Below are 14,734 nucleotides of genomic sequence, written 5' to 3' on the forward strand. Positions count from 1 at the left end.
GCCATGGTCATCATCATCGGATTGGGTAAAACCGGACTCTCCTGCGTCGATTACTTCCTCGGTCGTGGCGTCACGCCGCTGGTGATGGACACCCGCGCCAACCCGCCGGGCAAGGATCAGCTGCCGCCCGAGGTGGAGCTGGTCCAGGGGCTCGATGCAGAGTTGCTCAAGCAGGCGCACATGATAGTGGCGAGTCCGGGCATCGCGCTGGCGACTCCCGAGCTGAAAGCCGCTGCCGAGTGCGGCGTGCAGATCATCGGCGACATCGAGCTGTTCGTGCGCGACACCGAAGTGCCGGTGATCGCCATCACCGGTTCCAACGGCAAGAGCACGGTGACTACCCTGGTGGGCGAGATGATCGCCGAGGCCGGGCTCAAGGTCGGTGTGGGCGGCAATATCGGCACACCGGCACTGGAGCTGCTCAAGCAACCGATGGATCTCTGCGTACTGGAGCTCTCCAGCTTCCAGCTGGAGACCACCTACAGCCTGCGCGCCGCGGCCTCCGTGGTGCTCAACCTCTCCGAAGATCATATGGATCGCTATCAGGGGATGGCCGACTATCGCGCCGCCAAGATGGAGATCCATCAGCACTCCCAACACATTCTGGTCAACCGTGACGATGCCCAGACTCTGCCCGATGTGGGTCAGGTGTGGCAGAGTTTCGGCCTCGACTGCAACGGCTACGGCCGCTGCCTGCTTGATGGCCGTCAGTGGCTCACCCTCCATGGCGATCCCCTGCTGGCGGTCGACGAGATGAAGATCGTCGGTGCCCACAACCAGGCCAACGCGCTGGCCGCCATGGCCCTGTGCGATGCGGTCGGCATCCCCCGCGATGCCCAGCTCGCCGTGCTGCGCCGCTTCGAAGGCTTGCCGCACCGTGCCCGCTTCGTGCGCGAGGTGGGGGGCGTGCGCTGGATCAACGACTCCAAGGCCACCAACGTGGGGGCGACCCTGGCCGCCGTGGCCGGCGTGCGTGAGTCCGTAAAAGGGCGTCTGCTGCTGCTGGCCGGTGGCCAGGGCAAGGGGCAGGATTTCGGCCCCATCCAGGCGCTGCTTGGCAACCAGATTGATCACATGTACTGCTTCGGCCAGGATGCCGAGGTGCTGCTGGCCCTGGGTGAGCAGACCGAGCGAGTGGCGGACCTTGACGCCGCCGTCGCCAAAGCGGCCGCCGATGCCAGGCCCGGCGACTGGGTGCTGCTGGCGCCAGCCTGCGCCAGCTTGGATCAGTTCAAATCCTTCGAAGTGCGTGGCGACCGCTTCACCGAAATGGTGATGGCCCTATGAACGCCCTTCGCGCAGTCGCAGGCCTGTTCCAGCGCTGGTTGTTGCCGGCGCGACCCGCCGGTCTCTACGACCGGCAGCTGGTACTGCTGGCGCTGTCGCTGATGGCGGTCGGGGTGGTGATCGTGGCCTCCGCCTCGATCCCGGAGGGGATTGCCCTGGGCGATGATCCCTTCATGTTCGTCAAGCGTCACGGCATGTTCCTGGTGATGGCGCTCGGTATCTCCTGGTTTGTGTTGCAGGTGCCCATGGCGCGCTGGCAACAGCACAACGGTCCCATGCTGTTGCTGGCCATCCTGTTGCTGGTGCTGGTGCTGCTGGTGGGGCGCAACGTCAACGGGGCGGTGCGCTGGCTGCCGCTCGGACCGTTCAACCTGCAGCCTGCCGAATTCGGCAAGCTGGCGCTGTTCGTCTATCTGGCGGGCTACCTGGTGCGTCGCCAGAACGAAGTGCGCGAGGCTTGGCTCGGCTTCTTGAAACCGCTGGCGGTGTTCGGGGTGCTGGCCATCCTGTTGCTGTTGCAGCCGGATCTGGGCTCCACCGTAGTGATGTTCGTCACCTCGTTCGGCATGCTGTTTCTGGCCGGCGCCAAGTTGTGGCAGTTCATGATCCTGATTGGCGGCGGTCTGGGGGGCGTGATCCTGCTGATCATCGTCGAGCCCTACCGGATGCGCCGGGTGACCTCTTTCATGGACCCCTGGGCCGATCCGTTCGGCAGCGGCTACCAGCTGACCCAGTCCCTGATGGCGTTTGGCCGTGGCAGCTGGTTCGGCGAGGGGCTCGGCAACTCCATCCAGAAGATGGAGTACCTGCCGGAGGCCCACACCGACTTCGTGTTTGCGATTCTGGGTGAAGAGTTGGGCTATATCGGCGTGCTGGGTGCCCTGTTCCTCATCTTTGCCCTGGCGGTCAAGGCGCTCAAGCTAGGCCATCGCGCCCTGCAGGCCGACCGCCTCTATGACGGCTATCTGGCCATCGGCATCGGTATCTGGTTCAGCTTCCAGACCTTCGTCAACGTCGGCGCCGCCAGCGGCATGATGCCGACCAAGGGGTTGACCCTGCCGCTGGTCAGTTACGGCGGCTCCAGTCTCATCATCATGACGGTGGCGGTGAGCATGCTGATCCGAATCGATTTTGAATTGCGCCAGGCGACTGCCCAGGCGCGCGTGCGGGAGGTTTAGTGAGCAAAACGCTGTTGGTGATGGCAGGTGGTACCGGGGGCCATGTGTTCCCCGGTCTGGCCGTGGCCGATCGATTGAAGGAGCAGGGCTGGACTATCCACTGGCTCGGTACCGCCGACCGGATGGAGGCCGAGCTGGTGCCCGCCCATGGCTACCCCATCTCCTTCATCGATATTCAGGGGGTGCGTGGCAACGGCATCAAGCGGCTGCTGGTGGCGCCCTATCGCATCATCAAATCCATCCTGCAGGCGCGCCGGGTGCTCAAGACGGTGCGCCCTGACGTGGTGCTCGGCATGGGCGGTTTTGCCTCCGGCCCGGGTGGCGTTGCCGCCTGGCTCGCCGGCATCCCGCTGCTGCTGCACGAGCAGAATGCTGCGGCCGGCATGACCAACAAGCTGCTGGCCCGCATTGCCAAACGGGTGTTGATGGCCTTCCCCGGGGCTTTTGCGCCGAGCCATCGCACTGCCGTTGTTGGCAATCCGGTGCGTCCCGAAGTGGTGGCGCTGCCGGAGCCCGAACTGCGCAGTGACAGCGAACCGCTGCACCTGCTGGTGGTTGGTGGCAGCCTGGGGGCCCGGGTGCTGAACGAGCAAGTGCCTGCCGCGGTGGCGGCTGCCGGTATCCCCATTGCGGTGCGCCATCAATGTGGCAAGGGCAATCGGGAGGCCGTGGCCGAAGCCTACGCCAAGCAGGGCGTTGCGGCCGAAGTGAGTGAATTTATCAAGGACATGGCGGGTGCCTATGCCTGGGCCGACCTGGTGGTCTGCCGGGCGGGGGCCCTGACCGTCTCCGAAGTGGCCGCCGCCGGTGTAGCCGCCATTTTCGTGCCGCTGCCCCATGCGGTGGACGATCACCAGACCCGCAACGCCCTGACCCTGGTCGACGGCGGTGCGGCTGAATTCCTGCCCCAGTCCGAGCTGACCACGGCCTCGCTGGCTGCGCGCCTCTCCTGGCTGGCCGGGCGCAGGGAAACCCTGTTTAACATGGCCCAGGCCGCCCGTCGCGTCGCCATCATCGATGCGGCAGAGCGGGTTGCGGATGAATGCAAACGGCTCGCCACCAAGCAGGGCGAGCCAGCGTGATGAACAAGATTGCACGGACCGAGTCGTGCCGTGCGATCCCCGAATATAGCGATGCCGCCGGGCGGGTTGCCGGTGAATGCAAGTGGCTTGCGGCAGAATAAAGAGACGATTATGACCAAGGTTGAACTGGCAAAACTGCGTACCGTTATCCCCGAAATGCGCCGCGTGCGTCGCATCCACTTCATCGGCATCGGTGGGGCCGGCATGGGGGGGATTGCCGAGGTGCTGGCCAATGAGGGCTATCAGGTCACGGGTTCCGACCTGGCACGCAATGCAGTGACCGAACGACTGGCGTCGCTGGGTGCCCACATCTTCGTCGGCCACAGTGCCGAGCACGTCGCCGGAGCGAGCGTGGTGGTGGTTTCTACCGCCATCAAGCAGGACAACCCCGAGCTGCTGGCGGCTCGTGAGCTGCGCATCCCCGTCGTGCGTCGTGCCGAGATGCTGGCCGAGCTGATGCGTTTCCGTCATGGCATCGCCATCGCCGGTACCCACGGCAAAACCACCACCACCAGCCTGGTAGCGAGCATCTATGCCGAGGCAGACCGGGATCCGACCTTCGTCATCGGCGGCCTGCTCAACAGTGCCGGTACCAATGCACGCCTGGGCAGCAGCCGTTACCTGATCGCCGAAGCGGACGAGAGCGACGCCTCCTTCCTGCATCTGCAACCCATGGTGTCCATCGTGACCAACATTGAAGCGGATCACATGGACACCTACGGCGGCGACTTCGCCAAGCTGAAGGCCACCTTCATCGAGTTTCTCCACAACCTGCCTTTCTACGGACTGGCGGTGGTTTGCATCGATGATCCGGTGATCCGCGGCCTGCTGCCGGAGATTGCCCGTCCGACCCTGACCTATGGCCTGTCGGACGATGCCGACGTCCAGGTGCTGGATTTTGTCCAGACCACCAATCACAGCTGCTTCCGGGTTCGTCGCAAAGAGGCGGGCGAGCTGCAAGTCACCCTCAATCTGCCGGGGATCCACAACGCCCTGAACGCGGCGGCGGCGATAGCTGTCGCGACCGAGGACGGGGTGAGCGACGAGGCCATCATCCGGGCGCTGGCCAAGTTCGAGGGGGTGGGCCGCCGCTTCCAGCAATATGGCGAGTTCGAGACCGGTCGTGGCAAGGCCATGCTGGTGGACGATTACGGTCACCATCCGAGCGAAGTGAAGGTGACCATCAACGCGGCTCGTGCCGGCTGGCCCGAGAAGCGACTGGTGATGGTGTTCCAGCCACACCGCTATACCCGCACCCGCGATCTCTACGAAGACTTTGCCGATGTGCTCTCCAAGGTCGATGTGCTGGTGATGCTGGAGGTTTATGCTGCTGGCGAGGAGCCGATCCCCGGTGCCGATGGTCGTGCCCTGTGTCGCTCCATCCGCTCTCGCGGCAACCTGGAACCCATCTTTGTGGCCACGCCGGATGACGTGCCAGCGGTGCTGGCCGACCTGGTTGGCGAGGGGGATCTGGTGCTGACCCAGGGAGCCGGTAACGTCGGTGCCCTGGCCCGTCGTCTCGGTGAGATGAAATTGAGCATAGAGAGCATGAAATCTGGTGCTTGAGGGCCCAATGAGTATTTTGACCGCCAAGCCGGGGCCTATATAATGGCGAACCGGTCTGCCAAAAGGCCGGTTTAGCGCGTTACACGGGGATCGATCGGGTGGAGTCAAGGGCACAGGGGCGCACCAAGGGTGGCTTCATCGCAGGAGTGGCGTTTTTCCTGCTGGTGATATGGGGCTGCTACCGGACGGCGCTGGATGTTAAAGGTTGGCTGACTGACGCCAATCGGTTGCCCATGAGCGAGTTGTTGCTGCAGGGGCAACATCAGTATTTGCAGACAGAGGAGTTGCGGCAGGCCGTGCTGGATGGTGCCGAGTCGCGCAACTTCTTCGAGCTGGATGTGAACGAATTGCAGGGGCGTCTGAATGCCCTGCCGTGGGTGGCCTCGGTGTCGGTCCGCAAGAAGTGGCCGAACAAGATCAAGGTCTACCTCACCGAAGAAGATGTGGCGGCGCGCTGGAATGGCAACCGCTTCGTCAATACCCAGGGCAAGGTGTTCAGTGCTCCGGATCGGGTCAAGGTAGCGCTGATGCAGCTATCAGGACCGGATGACCAGGCGGCTCGGGTATTGAAAGAGAGCCAGCAGTACGAGTCGCAACTGGCTGCCAAAGGATACAAGTTGCTGGGAGTGAATCTGACTCCCCGCCATGCCTGGGAACTGACCCTGGATGGCAATATCAAGCTGTTCCTCGGACGCAACGACATCGCGCTCCGGTTGCAGCGGTTTATCGATGCCTTCCCGGTGATCGAACCCCGTTCGCAGGTTGCGTACGTGGATCTTCGATACGACACCGGAATGGCGGTTGGCTGGAAGAAGAGCGAAGAGAAAGTGCATGACCAACACCGCAGATAGGAATTTGATTGTCGGACTGGATATCGGCACTACCAAGGTGGCGGTTCTGGTCGGGGAAGTATTGCCGGATGGCGAACTGAACGTCATCGGCATGGGCAGTCACGCATCCCGCGGCATGGAGAAGGGCGGGGTCAACGATCTCGACTCCGTGGTCAAGTCTCTGCGTCGTGCCGTGGAAGAGGCCGAGATGATGGCCGACTGCCAGATCAGCTCGGTTTACCTCGGTCTGTCCGGCAAGCATATCGATTGTCGCAACGAGACCGGCATGGTGCCTATCTCCGACGAGGAGGTGACCCAGGAGGATGTGGACAACGTGATCCACACCGCCAAATCGGTACGTCTGTCTGACGAGCTGCGGGTGCTGCACGTGCTGCCCCAGGAGTTCGCCATCGATTACCAGGAAGGGATCAAGAACCCGGTCGGTCTCTCCGGCGTGCGGATGGCGGCCAAGGTCCATCTGGTGACCTGCCACAACGACATGGCGCGCAACATCGAAAAATGCGTGGAGAAGGTAGGTCTGCGGGTAGATCAGCTGATCTTCTCCGCCCTGGCCTCCAGCTATGCGGTGCTGACCGAAGACGAGAAGGAGCTGGGTGTCTGCGTGGTGGACATCGGCGGTGGCACCATGGACATGTCGCTGTTTACCGGCGGTGCCCTGCGTCACACCAAGGTGATTCCGTATGCCGGCAGCACTGTCACCAGCGACATCGCTTACGCCTTCGGCACACCGCCGCTGGACGCCGAGGCGATCAAGGTGCGCTACGGCTGCGCCCTCGGCCGACTGGTCAGCAAGGAAGACAATATTGAAGTACCCAGTGTCGGCGGCCGTCCGGCGCGCAGCCTGCAGCGGCAGACACTGGCTGAAGTGATCGAACCCCGTTACACCGAGTTGCTCTCCATGGTGAATGACGAGCTGGTGCGGGTACAAAGCGAATTGAAAGCGCAAGGGGTCAAGCATCAACTGGCTGCCGGTGTGGTTCTGACCGGTGGTGCGGCCCAGATCGAAGGCGTGGTGGAGTGCGCAGAGCAGATCTTCCAGTGCCAGGTCCGGGTGGGTGAGCCCATGAATATACGTGGTTTGAGCGATTACGTGCAGGCGCCTGTCTACTCGACTGCGGTCGGGTTGTTGCAGTACGGCCGTACTCATCAGGCGACAGGTAGCAACAAAGAATATGCCGCCAAGGCAAGTGTCGGTGGTCTGGTCAAACGGGTCAGCAACTGGCTGCGTGGCGAGTTCTAAGAATTTTGCTGAAGTCAGCAAATAAAGCGGAGAGACGATATGTTTGAATTCATGGATAGCCATACTGACGAAGCCGTCATCAAGGTGATCGGTGTCGGTGGCGGCGGTGGCAACGCCGTCGAGCACATGGTGCGTCAGAACATCGAGGGCGTAGAGTTCATCACGGTGAACACCGACGCCCAGGCACTGCGCAACTCCAGTGCCAACACCACCCTGCAGATCGGCGGTGGCATCACCAAGGGTCTTGGCGCTGGCGCCAACCCGGAAGTGGGCCGTGACGCCGCCATGGAAGACAGGGAAGCGCTGCGTGAGCTGCTGACCGGTTCCGACATGGTCTTCATCGCAGCCGGCATGGGCGGCGGTACCGGTACCGGTGCTGCGCCGATCGTGGCCGAAGTGGCCCGCGAGATGGGCATCCTGACCGTGGCAGTGGTGACCAAGCCGTTCTCCTTCGAAGGGAAGAAGCGGATGGGCTTTGCCCAGCATGGTATCGAAGAGCTGTCCAAGAATGTCGACTCCCTGATCACCATCCCCAACGACAAGTTGCTGAAAGTGCTGGGCCGCGGTATCTCCCTGCTGGACGCCTTCAAGGCTGCCAACGACGTGCTGCTGGGCGCGGTACAGGGCATCGCCGAGCTGATCACCCGTCCGGGTCTGATCAACGTCGACTTCGCGGACGTGCGTACCGTTATGCGCGAAATGGGTACTGCCATGATGGGTACCGGTTCCGCCTCCGGTGACGATCGTGCCGAAGAAGCGGCAGAGAAAGCCATCTCCAGCCCGCTGCTGGAAGACGTGGATCTGGCCGGTGCCCGTGGCATCCTGGTCAACATCACCGCCGGCATGGACATGACCATCGAAGAGTTCGAGACCGTGGGTAATGCGGTCAAGGCCTTCGCCTCCGAGAACGCCACCGTGGTGGTGGGTACCGTAATCGATCCGGAAATGCACGACGAGCTACGTGTGACCGTGGTTGCGACCGGTATCGGTGCCGAGCGCAAGCCGGACATCACCTTGGTCAAGAGCAGCCAGGTGCAAGAGCGCCCGGTGCGCCAGCCGCTGGTCAGCGACATGATGCAGGGCCGCGTGATGGAAGAGGCTCCGGCCAAGGTGGTCAACGCCGAACCGCAGGCTCGTCGCGAACCGGATTATCTGGATATTCCGGCGTTCCTGCGCAAGCAGGCTGACTAAGCCTCTTATGGGGCTGGTTTGTTTGTTGCTTAAGGAATGTGCTAAGATGGCCTGCCAACGACCATCTGGTCCGGATTTTAAGCTGTTTAGGGTACACCCATGATTAGACAAAGAACCTTGAAAACGAGTGTACAGGCGACTGGCGTCGGCCTGCATTCTGGCCGGAAAGTCACCATGACATTCCGTCCGGCTCCTGTGAACACAGGGATCGTTTACTTGCGTACCGACCTGAATCCTGTGGTGGAGCTGCCAGCCAATGCCGATCAGGTGCGCGATACCGTGCTCTGTACCGCACTGGTCAACGAAGCCGGTGTTCGTGTCTCTACCATTGAGCACCTCTCCGCAGCCCTTGCCGGGATGGGGATCGACAACCTCTACGTCGAGGTTGACGCACCCGAGATCCCGGTGATGGACGGCAGTGCACACCCCTTTATCTACCTGTTGCAGGAAGTCGGGGTCCGTGAACAGAATGCGGCCAAGCAGTTTGTGCGGATCAAGAAGAGCATCCGGGTTGAAGACGGCGACAAGTGGGCGGAATTCCACCCCTATCGCAACGGCTTCAAGATGGATCTCGAGATCGATTTCCAGCATCCGGTGTTTGAAGGGCGCAACCAGCGTTGCGTACTGGACTTCTCCGGTGCCTCCTTCGTGAAAGAGATCAGCCGTGCCCGTACTTTCGGGTTCATGCGTGATATCGAGTACCTGCGTTCCCAGAACCTGGCGCTGGGCGGAAGCCTAGAAAACGCCGTGGTACTGGATGACTACCGGGTGCTGAACGAAGATGGTCTGCGCTACGAGGACGAATTCGTCAAGCACAAGATGCTGGATGCGATCGGTGACCTCTACATGTGCAACCGCAGCATCATCGGCGAATTCCGTGCCTACAAGACCGGCCATGCCCTGAACAACAAGCTGCTGCGTGCCTTGCTGGCCGAGCAGGAGGCCTGGGAACTGGTGACCTTTGAAGGCGAGGGCGACAAAGCGCCTATCGCTTACTACGACAACGGTCTGGTTCTGGCCTGATAGCTGTGCAACGGAACGTCGGTCCTCTCTCCGCACCGACGTTCCGTCATTTGTTTATTCCATCCTTCAATACCGATTATCTCCCGGTTTTATTTCCCGTGCAGTCCCTGGACCGTACCTGACCGAGCAGACAGATTTCTATGAGCATTACCCTGATCCTCCACGGCAAGCAGCGACGCAAGTTGCACGTACCCAAACAGCGTCTGGCCTGGGTCGGCGGTATCATTTTCTCCCTGTTGGCCCTTGGTGGCGGCTGGCTCTGGCAGAGCTGGCAGCAGAAAATGGACGCGCTGGAACTGGCGCTGGCCATGGCCGAGCAGCAATCCGCCAAACAGAGTGGCGACGAAGCCCGTGAACAACTTGCCATGCTGGCGGCTCAGGTGGGCACCATGCAGGGGCAGCTGGGGCGTCTCAATGCCCTCGGTGAACGTCTGACCGAGCAGGCAGACCTCGATCCCGAGGAGTTCAATTTCAAGGAGCTGCCCCCCATGGGCGGGCCTTCCTACGATGAAGATCTGGAAGTCAGCCTCAACGAGCTGCAGGACTCCATGAAGCATCTCAGCCAGCAGCTCAGCAGTCGTGAAGAGCAGCTGTCGGTACTTGAATCTTTCATCATGAATCACCATATCACTGATGCCGGTTTCATCTCCGGTACGCCGGTCCAGCAGGAGCGGGTCTGGGTGTCGTCCGGCTTCGGAGGACGGGTCGACCCGTTCAACGGTCGGGCCAAGATGCACAAAGGGGTGGATTATCGTGGCAAGGTGGGCACCCCCATCCTGGCCACGGGCCCGGGGGTGGTGAGATGGGCCGGTCGTCATCCGGAGTTTGGCAATATGGTGGAGATCAACCACGGCAATGGCCTGGTGACCCGCTATGCCCACAACTCCAAGTTGCTGGTCGAAGTTGGTACCCTGGTCGATCAGGGTCAGAAGATTGCCTTGATGGGGCGTACCGGTCGCGCGACCGGCGTCCATCTGCATTACGAAGTGTTGAAAGACGGTCGTCAGGTCAACCCCGCACGCTTTCTGAGTGCCAGCCGGGGTTAGGTTTTTTTCTTCAGGTTCCAGTGACGGAACGCTTTTATAACCAGAAATAGTTGGTACCCATGATTAGCACACTGCTTACCAAGATTATCGGCAGCCGGAACGACAGAACGCTCAAGGCTTTGCGCAAAATTGTAAAACAGATCAATGCGATGGAGCCGCAGTTCGAGGCGCTGTCCGACGCCGAACTGCAGGCAAAGACCGCCGAGTACCGTCAGCGTCTGGAGCAGGGCGAGACCCTGGAGCAGCTGTTGCCGGAAGCGTTCGCCACCGTGCGCGAAGCCTCCAAGCGGGTATTTGGCATGCGCCACTTCGACGTACAGCTGATCGGCGGCATGGTGCTGAACTCCAACCGCATCGCCGAAATGAAGACGGGTGAAGGTAAAACCCTGACCGCCACCCTGCCGGCTTATCTGAACGCGCTCTCCGGTCGCGGCGTACACGTGGTGACGGTGAACGACTATCTGGCCAAGCGTGACGCCGAGGCGAACCGCCCGCTGTTCACCTTCCTCGGCATGACGGTGGATTGCAACGTACCGGGCATGGATGCATCCCAGAAGCGCGATGCCTACGCCGCCGACATCACCTACGGTACCAACAACGAATTCGGTTTCGACTACCTGCGCGACAACATGGCCTTCTCGCCGGAACAGCGCGTGCAGCGTCCGCTCAACTACGCCCTGGTGGACGAAGTGGACTCCGTGCTCATCGATGAAGCCCGTACCCCGCTGATCATCTCAGGCCCGGCCGAAGACAGCTCCGAACTCTACATCCGCGTCAACAAGCTGATCCCGCTGCTGGTCAAGCAGGACAAGGAAGACACCGAAGAGTACACAGGCGACGGCCACTATACGGTGGACGAGAAGAACCGCCAGGCGCTGCTGACCGAGAACGGCCAGATCTTCGTGGAAGAGCTGCTCAAGAAAGAGGGGCTGCTCGACGAAAACGACTCCCTGTTCTCCGCCTCCAACATCAGCCTGCTGCACCACGTCAACGCCGGTCTGCGTGCCCACACCCTGTTTGAGCGCAACGTGGATTACATCGTCCAGAAGGACGAGATCGTCATCGTCGACGAGCATACCGGCCGTACCATGCCGGGTCGTCGCTGGTCCGACGGCCTGCACCAGGCCGTCGAGGCGAAGGAAGGGGTCAAGATCCAGAACGAGAACCAGACCCTGGCCTCCATCACCTTCCAGAACTACTTCCGCCTCTACAACAAGCTGGCGGGCATGACGGGTACCGCTGATACCGAAGCCTTTGAATTCCAGCAGATTTATGGCCTGGATACCGTGGTAATCCCGACCAACAAGCCGATGGTGCGCAAAGACATGGGCGATCTGGTCTACCTGACCGCCAATGAGAAATACGCCGCCATCATCGACGACATCCGTGGTTGCGTCGAACGGGGCCAGCCTGTGCTGGTTGGTACCGTCTCCATCGAGAACTCCGAGCTGCTCTCCGGCATCCTGACCAAGGAGAAGATCCCGCACAAGGTGCTGAACGCCAAGTTCCACGCCATGGAGGCGGAGATCGTCGCCCAGGCTGGCCAGTCCGGCGCCGTGACCATCGCCACCAACATGGCTGGTCGTGGTACCGACATCGTGCTGGGTGGCAACTGGCAGGCGGAGATCGCCGCGCTGGAGAACCCGACCGATGAACAGATCCGTGAGATCAAGGCAGCCTGGCAGGCGCGTCACGACGCGGTACTGGCCGCTGGCGGTCTGCACATCATCGGCACCGAGCGCCACGAGTCCCGCCGTATCGACAACCAGCTGCGCGGCCGTTCCGGTCGTCAGGGTGACCCGGGCTCCTCCCGCTTCTATCTCTCCATGGAAGATACCCTGATGCGGATCTTCGCCTCCGATCGCGTGACCGGCATGATGAAGAAGCTGGGCATGGAGCAGGGCGAAGCCATCGAGCACCCCTGGGTGACCAAGGCCATCGAGAACGCCCAGCGCAAGGTGGAAGGTCGTAACTTCGACATCCGCAAGAGCCTGCTCGAGTTTGACGATGTGGCCAACGACCAGCGCAAGGTGGTCTACGAGCAGCGCAACGAGCTGCTGGATACCGATGACATCTCCGAGACCATCCACGTGATCCGCGATGACGTCTACAACAACGTGATCGACGAATATATTCCGCCCCAGTCTCTGGAAGAGATGTGGGACGTGGCCGGCCTGGAAGCGCGCCTCAAGGGTGACTTCTCCCTCGACCTGCCACTGGTCAAGTGGCTGGAAGAAGACGACAAACTCTACGAAGAGAAGCTGCGCGAGCGCATTCTGGACGAGGCTCGCAAGCTCTACGCCCACAAGGAAGAGCTGGTCGGCACCGCGGTGCTGCGCAACTTCGAGAAGGCCGTGATGCTGCAGACCCTGGATGGCCTGTGGAAGGAGCACCTGGCGGCCATGGATCACCTGCGTCAGGGCATCCATCTGCGCGGTTACGCCCAGAAGAACCCCAAGCAGGAGTACAAGCGCGAATCCTTCGATCTGTTCACCCAGATGCTGGAAACCCTCAAGCGCGACGTGGTCAGCATCCTGAGCCGGGTTCAGGTGCAGGAGCGCGACGTGGAGGCGATGGAGGCCCAGCAGCGCCAGCAGGCTGAAGCTGCCCCCCGCACCTACACCCATGCCAGTGCCGAGAACCAGCTGGCGGGTGAAGAGGCAGCCTCCGACGAGGGCCACACCACCTTCGTGCGGGACGAGCAGAAAGTAGGTCGCAACGATCCCTGCCCCTGTGGCTCCGGCAAGAAGTACAAGCACTGTCACGGTCAGTTGACCTGATAACGCGCGATGCCATTACAAGGCGGGCCCAGTGCCCGCCTTGTTATTGATGAGGAACGCGCAGTGGCCGTATCTGACGAGGTAACCGAGATGAAACAGAAAAAACGGATCTGGGTGGCGGTGGGCGTCATCGAGAACGAGCGGGGCGAGATCTTCATCGCCAAGCGATCTTCCGACCGCCATCAGGGGGATCGCTGGGAATTTCCTGGTGGCAAGGTGGAGTCGGGTGAAGACTTGCTCACCGCCCTGGACAGGGAGCTGTGGGAGGAGATCGGCATCCGGGTGCAGGATTGCTCCCCCTTCATGGAACTGCACCACGACTATCCCGAGAAGCAGGTGTTGCTGGATATCTGGAAGGTGACGCGCTTTAGCGGTGAGCCGTTCGGCAAAGAGGGGCAGGAGTGTCTCTGGGTGCCGGTGGCCGAGCTGCACAACTATCACTTCCCCGATGCCAATGGCCCCATAGTGGCGCGCCTGCAGGGCTGATCCTCTGATCCGGAAATGAAAAAGGGCCTTCAGGCCCTTTTTTGTATCTTGGCGGATGCTGCTTACAGCCAGCGGTCGCCCTCTTCCGGATCTGGCAACAGGTCCGGGTTTGTCTCCCCCGGAATGCGCTTCTCTTCATCGGCCCATTCGCCGAGATCGATCAGCTGGCAGCGCTTGCTGCAGAAGGGGCGAAAGGGGCTCTGTGGGCCCCATTCCACTTCACTGTTACAGGTAGGGCACTTGACCTTGGTGACCATGAGCACTCCTTAGCAGCAGGCGAGTTGGAACGGTACATCGCCAATCTGCTGCTCTGTGGTGGGCAGAAAACGCAGGGCGAAGCGATTCTTGTGACCGCTCAGGGTCGGGTAGCAGAGCAGGTTGTCCGCCAGACGGATGCGGATCAGCTCGGCGCTCTCGGCGGTGTCCTGGAAGAAGCCGTTGGTGGCCACCTGATCGCTGAAGCAGCCTGACTCGCGCCACAGGCGCAGCAGCAGGGAGATGGCATTCATCATCAGGGTGATGTCGCTGAGCCAGCCCTGCATCTGCTGATGACGGCTGATGGCAGGTGTGGCGAGCCAGTGGTGCAGCTGCGGCACGTCGAAGGCGCACAGGCCGCCCGGAATGGAGAAACGCTGGCGGATGGAGCCGAGCAGGCGATCTTCTTTCAGACGGGCACCGGGGCGGGGGGCGTTCAGCAGGCTGCGGGAGAGCTGGCTGCACTCCTGCTGCATCAGCTTGACCTGCTCCAGATCCACGTCAGGTAAGTTGGCCCAGTGGCTCAGACGCTGGCTGAGGCGCTCCAGATCCTTGATAAGATCGGCCCGCAGATCGCCGCGCTCAAGCAACTCCTGCAGATCGAACAGCCCCTTGAAAAAGGCGATATGTGCCCAGGACTGGTCACTCTCCAGATTGTCGTGGATCTGGGAAAACAGGGATTCCAGACGCAGATAAGTCCGGCTTTTTTCATTGAGGGGAAAATCGTAAATCATGCCTAATCCTGGCCA

13 protein-coding genes are annotated in these 14,734 nt (G+C 61.4%); 11 read left to right on the plus strand and 2 right to left on the minus strand.

Translation table 11 applies throughout. The annotated features are described in order from the left end of the window. Window positions 1-3: 3 nt before the first annotated feature. From murD to mutT, 11 genes are all read left to right on the plus strand, one after another. Window positions 4-1,287 carry a UDP-N-acetylmuramoyl-L-alanine--D-glutamate ligase gene (gene murD / locus I6L37_RS06530; RefSeq protein WP_216993564.1) on the plus strand — a complete coding sequence of 428 codons (1,284 nt, stop codon included), beginning with the start codon at window positions 4-6 and terminating at the stop codon, window positions 1,285-1,287. Continuing rightward, on the plus strand, window positions 1,284-2,465 hold the full coding sequence (ftsW, locus tag I6L37_RS06535) for a cell division protein FtsW (RefSeq protein ID WP_042025080.1): 1,182 nt from the start codon (window positions 1,284-1,286) through the stop codon (window positions 2,463-2,465). The genes murD and ftsW overlap by 4 nt, the downstream gene beginning before the upstream one ends. Beyond that, window positions 2,465-3,547: an undecaprenyldiphospho-muramoylpentapeptide beta-N-acetylglucosaminyltransferase gene (murG, locus tag I6L37_RS06540; RefSeq protein ID WP_216993565.1), complete on the plus strand. Its 1,083-nt coding sequence runs from the start codon at window positions 2,465-2,467 to the stop codon at window positions 3,545-3,547. Before ftsW ends, murG begins: the two co-directional genes overlap by 1 nt. A 111-nt stretch (window positions 3,548-3,658) precedes the next feature. Continuing rightward, window positions 3,659-5,113 (plus strand): UDP-N-acetylmuramate--L-alanine ligase, encoded by a 1,455-nt coding sequence (gene murC / locus I6L37_RS06545; protein WP_201980467.1) that lies wholly within the window; start codon window positions 3,659-3,661, stop codon window positions 5,111-5,113. 98 nt (window positions 5,114-5,211) lie between these two features. Beyond that, window positions 5,212-5,964: a cell division protein FtsQ/DivIB gene (locus I6L37_RS06550; RefSeq protein ID WP_216993566.1), complete on the plus strand. Its 753-nt coding sequence runs from the start codon at window positions 5,212-5,214 to the stop codon at window positions 5,962-5,964. Next, entirely contained in the window at window positions 5,945-7,204 is a 1,260-nt protein-coding gene (gene ftsA / locus I6L37_RS06555) for a cell division protein FtsA (protein ID WP_026456699.1), read from the plus strand. Before I6L37_RS06550 ends, ftsA begins: the two co-directional genes overlap by 20 nt. A 39-nt stretch (window positions 7,205-7,243) precedes the next feature. Further along, on the plus strand, window positions 7,244-8,395 hold the full coding sequence (gene ftsZ / locus I6L37_RS06560; protein ID WP_026456700.1) for a cell division protein FtsZ: 1,152 nt from the start codon (window positions 7,244-7,246) through the stop codon (window positions 8,393-8,395). Between the two features lie 99 nt (window positions 8,396-8,494). Continuing rightward, entirely contained in the window at window positions 8,495-9,418 is a 924-nt protein-coding gene (gene lpxC / locus I6L37_RS06565) for a UDP-3-O-acyl-N-acetylglucosamine deacetylase (protein WP_026456701.1), read from the plus strand. 140 nt (window positions 9,419-9,558) lie between these two features. Further along, window positions 9,559-10,464, plus strand: a complete 906-nt coding sequence (locus I6L37_RS06570) for a M23 family metallopeptidase (RefSeq protein ID WP_042025086.1) — start codon at window positions 9,559-9,561, stop codon at window positions 10,462-10,464. Window positions 10,465-10,523: 59 nt separating this feature from the next. Further along, window positions 10,524-13,244 carry a preprotein translocase subunit SecA gene (gene secA, locus I6L37_RS06575; RefSeq protein ID WP_124238853.1) on the plus strand — a complete coding sequence of 907 codons (2,721 nt, stop codon included), beginning with the start codon at window positions 10,524-10,526 and terminating at the stop codon, window positions 13,242-13,244. Between the two features lie 90 nt (window positions 13,245-13,334). Beyond that, window positions 13,335-13,730 carry an 8-oxo-dGTP diphosphatase MutT gene (gene mutT / locus I6L37_RS06580; RefSeq protein ID WP_216993567.1) on the plus strand — a complete coding sequence of 132 codons (396 nt, stop codon included), beginning with the start codon at window positions 13,335-13,337 and terminating at the stop codon, window positions 13,728-13,730. A gap of 62 nt (window positions 13,731-13,792) precedes the next feature. Here the strand turns inward: mutT and yacG are convergent, their stop codons facing one another. Together yacG and zapD are read right to left on the minus strand one after the other, a co-directional pair. Continuing rightward, on the minus strand, window positions 13,793-13,987 hold the full coding sequence (gene yacG / locus I6L37_RS06585) for a DNA gyrase inhibitor YacG (protein WP_026457308.1): 195 nt from the start codon (window positions 13,985-13,987) through the stop codon (window positions 13,793-13,795). A gap of 9 nt (window positions 13,988-13,996) precedes the next feature. Continuing rightward, window positions 13,997-14,719, minus strand: a complete 723-nt coding sequence (gene zapD, locus I6L37_RS06590; protein WP_201980463.1) for a cell division protein ZapD — start codon at window positions 14,717-14,719, stop codon at window positions 13,997-13,999. Window positions 14,720-14,734: the final 15 nt, after the last annotated feature.

Origin of the sequence: Aeromonas sp. FDAARGOS 1407, from assembly GCF_019048725.1 — a bacterium.
GTDB classification, from domain to species: domain Bacteria; phylum Pseudomonadota; class Gammaproteobacteria; order Enterobacterales; family Aeromonadaceae; genus Aeromonas; species Aeromonas enteropelogenes.

Bases quoted from the DNA above. Each gene is read 5' to 3' on its own strand.
- murD (WP_216993564.1), top strand. From the start codon at position 4: ATGGTCATCATCATCGGATTGGGTAAAACCGGACTCTCCTGCGTCGAT.
- ftsW (WP_042025080.1), top strand. From the start codon at position 1,284: ATGAACGCCCTTCGCGCAGTCGCAGGCCTGTTCCAGCGCTGGTTGTTG.
- murC (WP_201980467.1), top strand. From the start codon at position 3,659: ATGACCAAGGTTGAACTGGCAAAACTGCGTACCGTTATCCCCGAAATG.
- ftsA (WP_026456699.1), top strand. From the start codon at position 5,945: ATGACCAACACCGCAGATAGGAATTTGATTGTCGGACTGGATATCGGC.
- ftsZ (WP_026456700.1), top strand. From the start codon at position 7,244: ATGTTTGAATTCATGGATAGCCATACTGACGAAGCCGTCATCAAGGTG.
- lpxC (WP_026456701.1), top strand. From the start codon at position 8,495: ATGATTAGACAAAGAACCTTGAAAACGAGTGTACAGGCGACTGGCGTC.
- I6L37_RS06570 (WP_042025086.1), top strand. From the start codon at position 9,559: ATGAGCATTACCCTGATCCTCCACGGCAAGCAGCGACGCAAGTTGCAC.
- secA (WP_124238853.1), top strand. From the start codon at position 10,524: ATGATTAGCACACTGCTTACCAAGATTATCGGCAGCCGGAACGACAGA.
- mutT (WP_216993567.1), top strand. From the start codon at position 13,335: ATGAAACAGAAAAAACGGATCTGGGTGGCGGTGGGCGTCATCGAGAAC.
- yacG (WP_026457308.1), bottom strand. From the start codon at position 13,987: ATGGTCACCAAGGTCAAGTGCCCTACCTGTAACAGTGAAGTGGAATGG.
- zapD (WP_201980463.1), bottom strand. From the start codon at position 14,719: ATGATTTACGATTTTCCCCTCAATGAAAAAAGCCGGACTTATCTGCGT.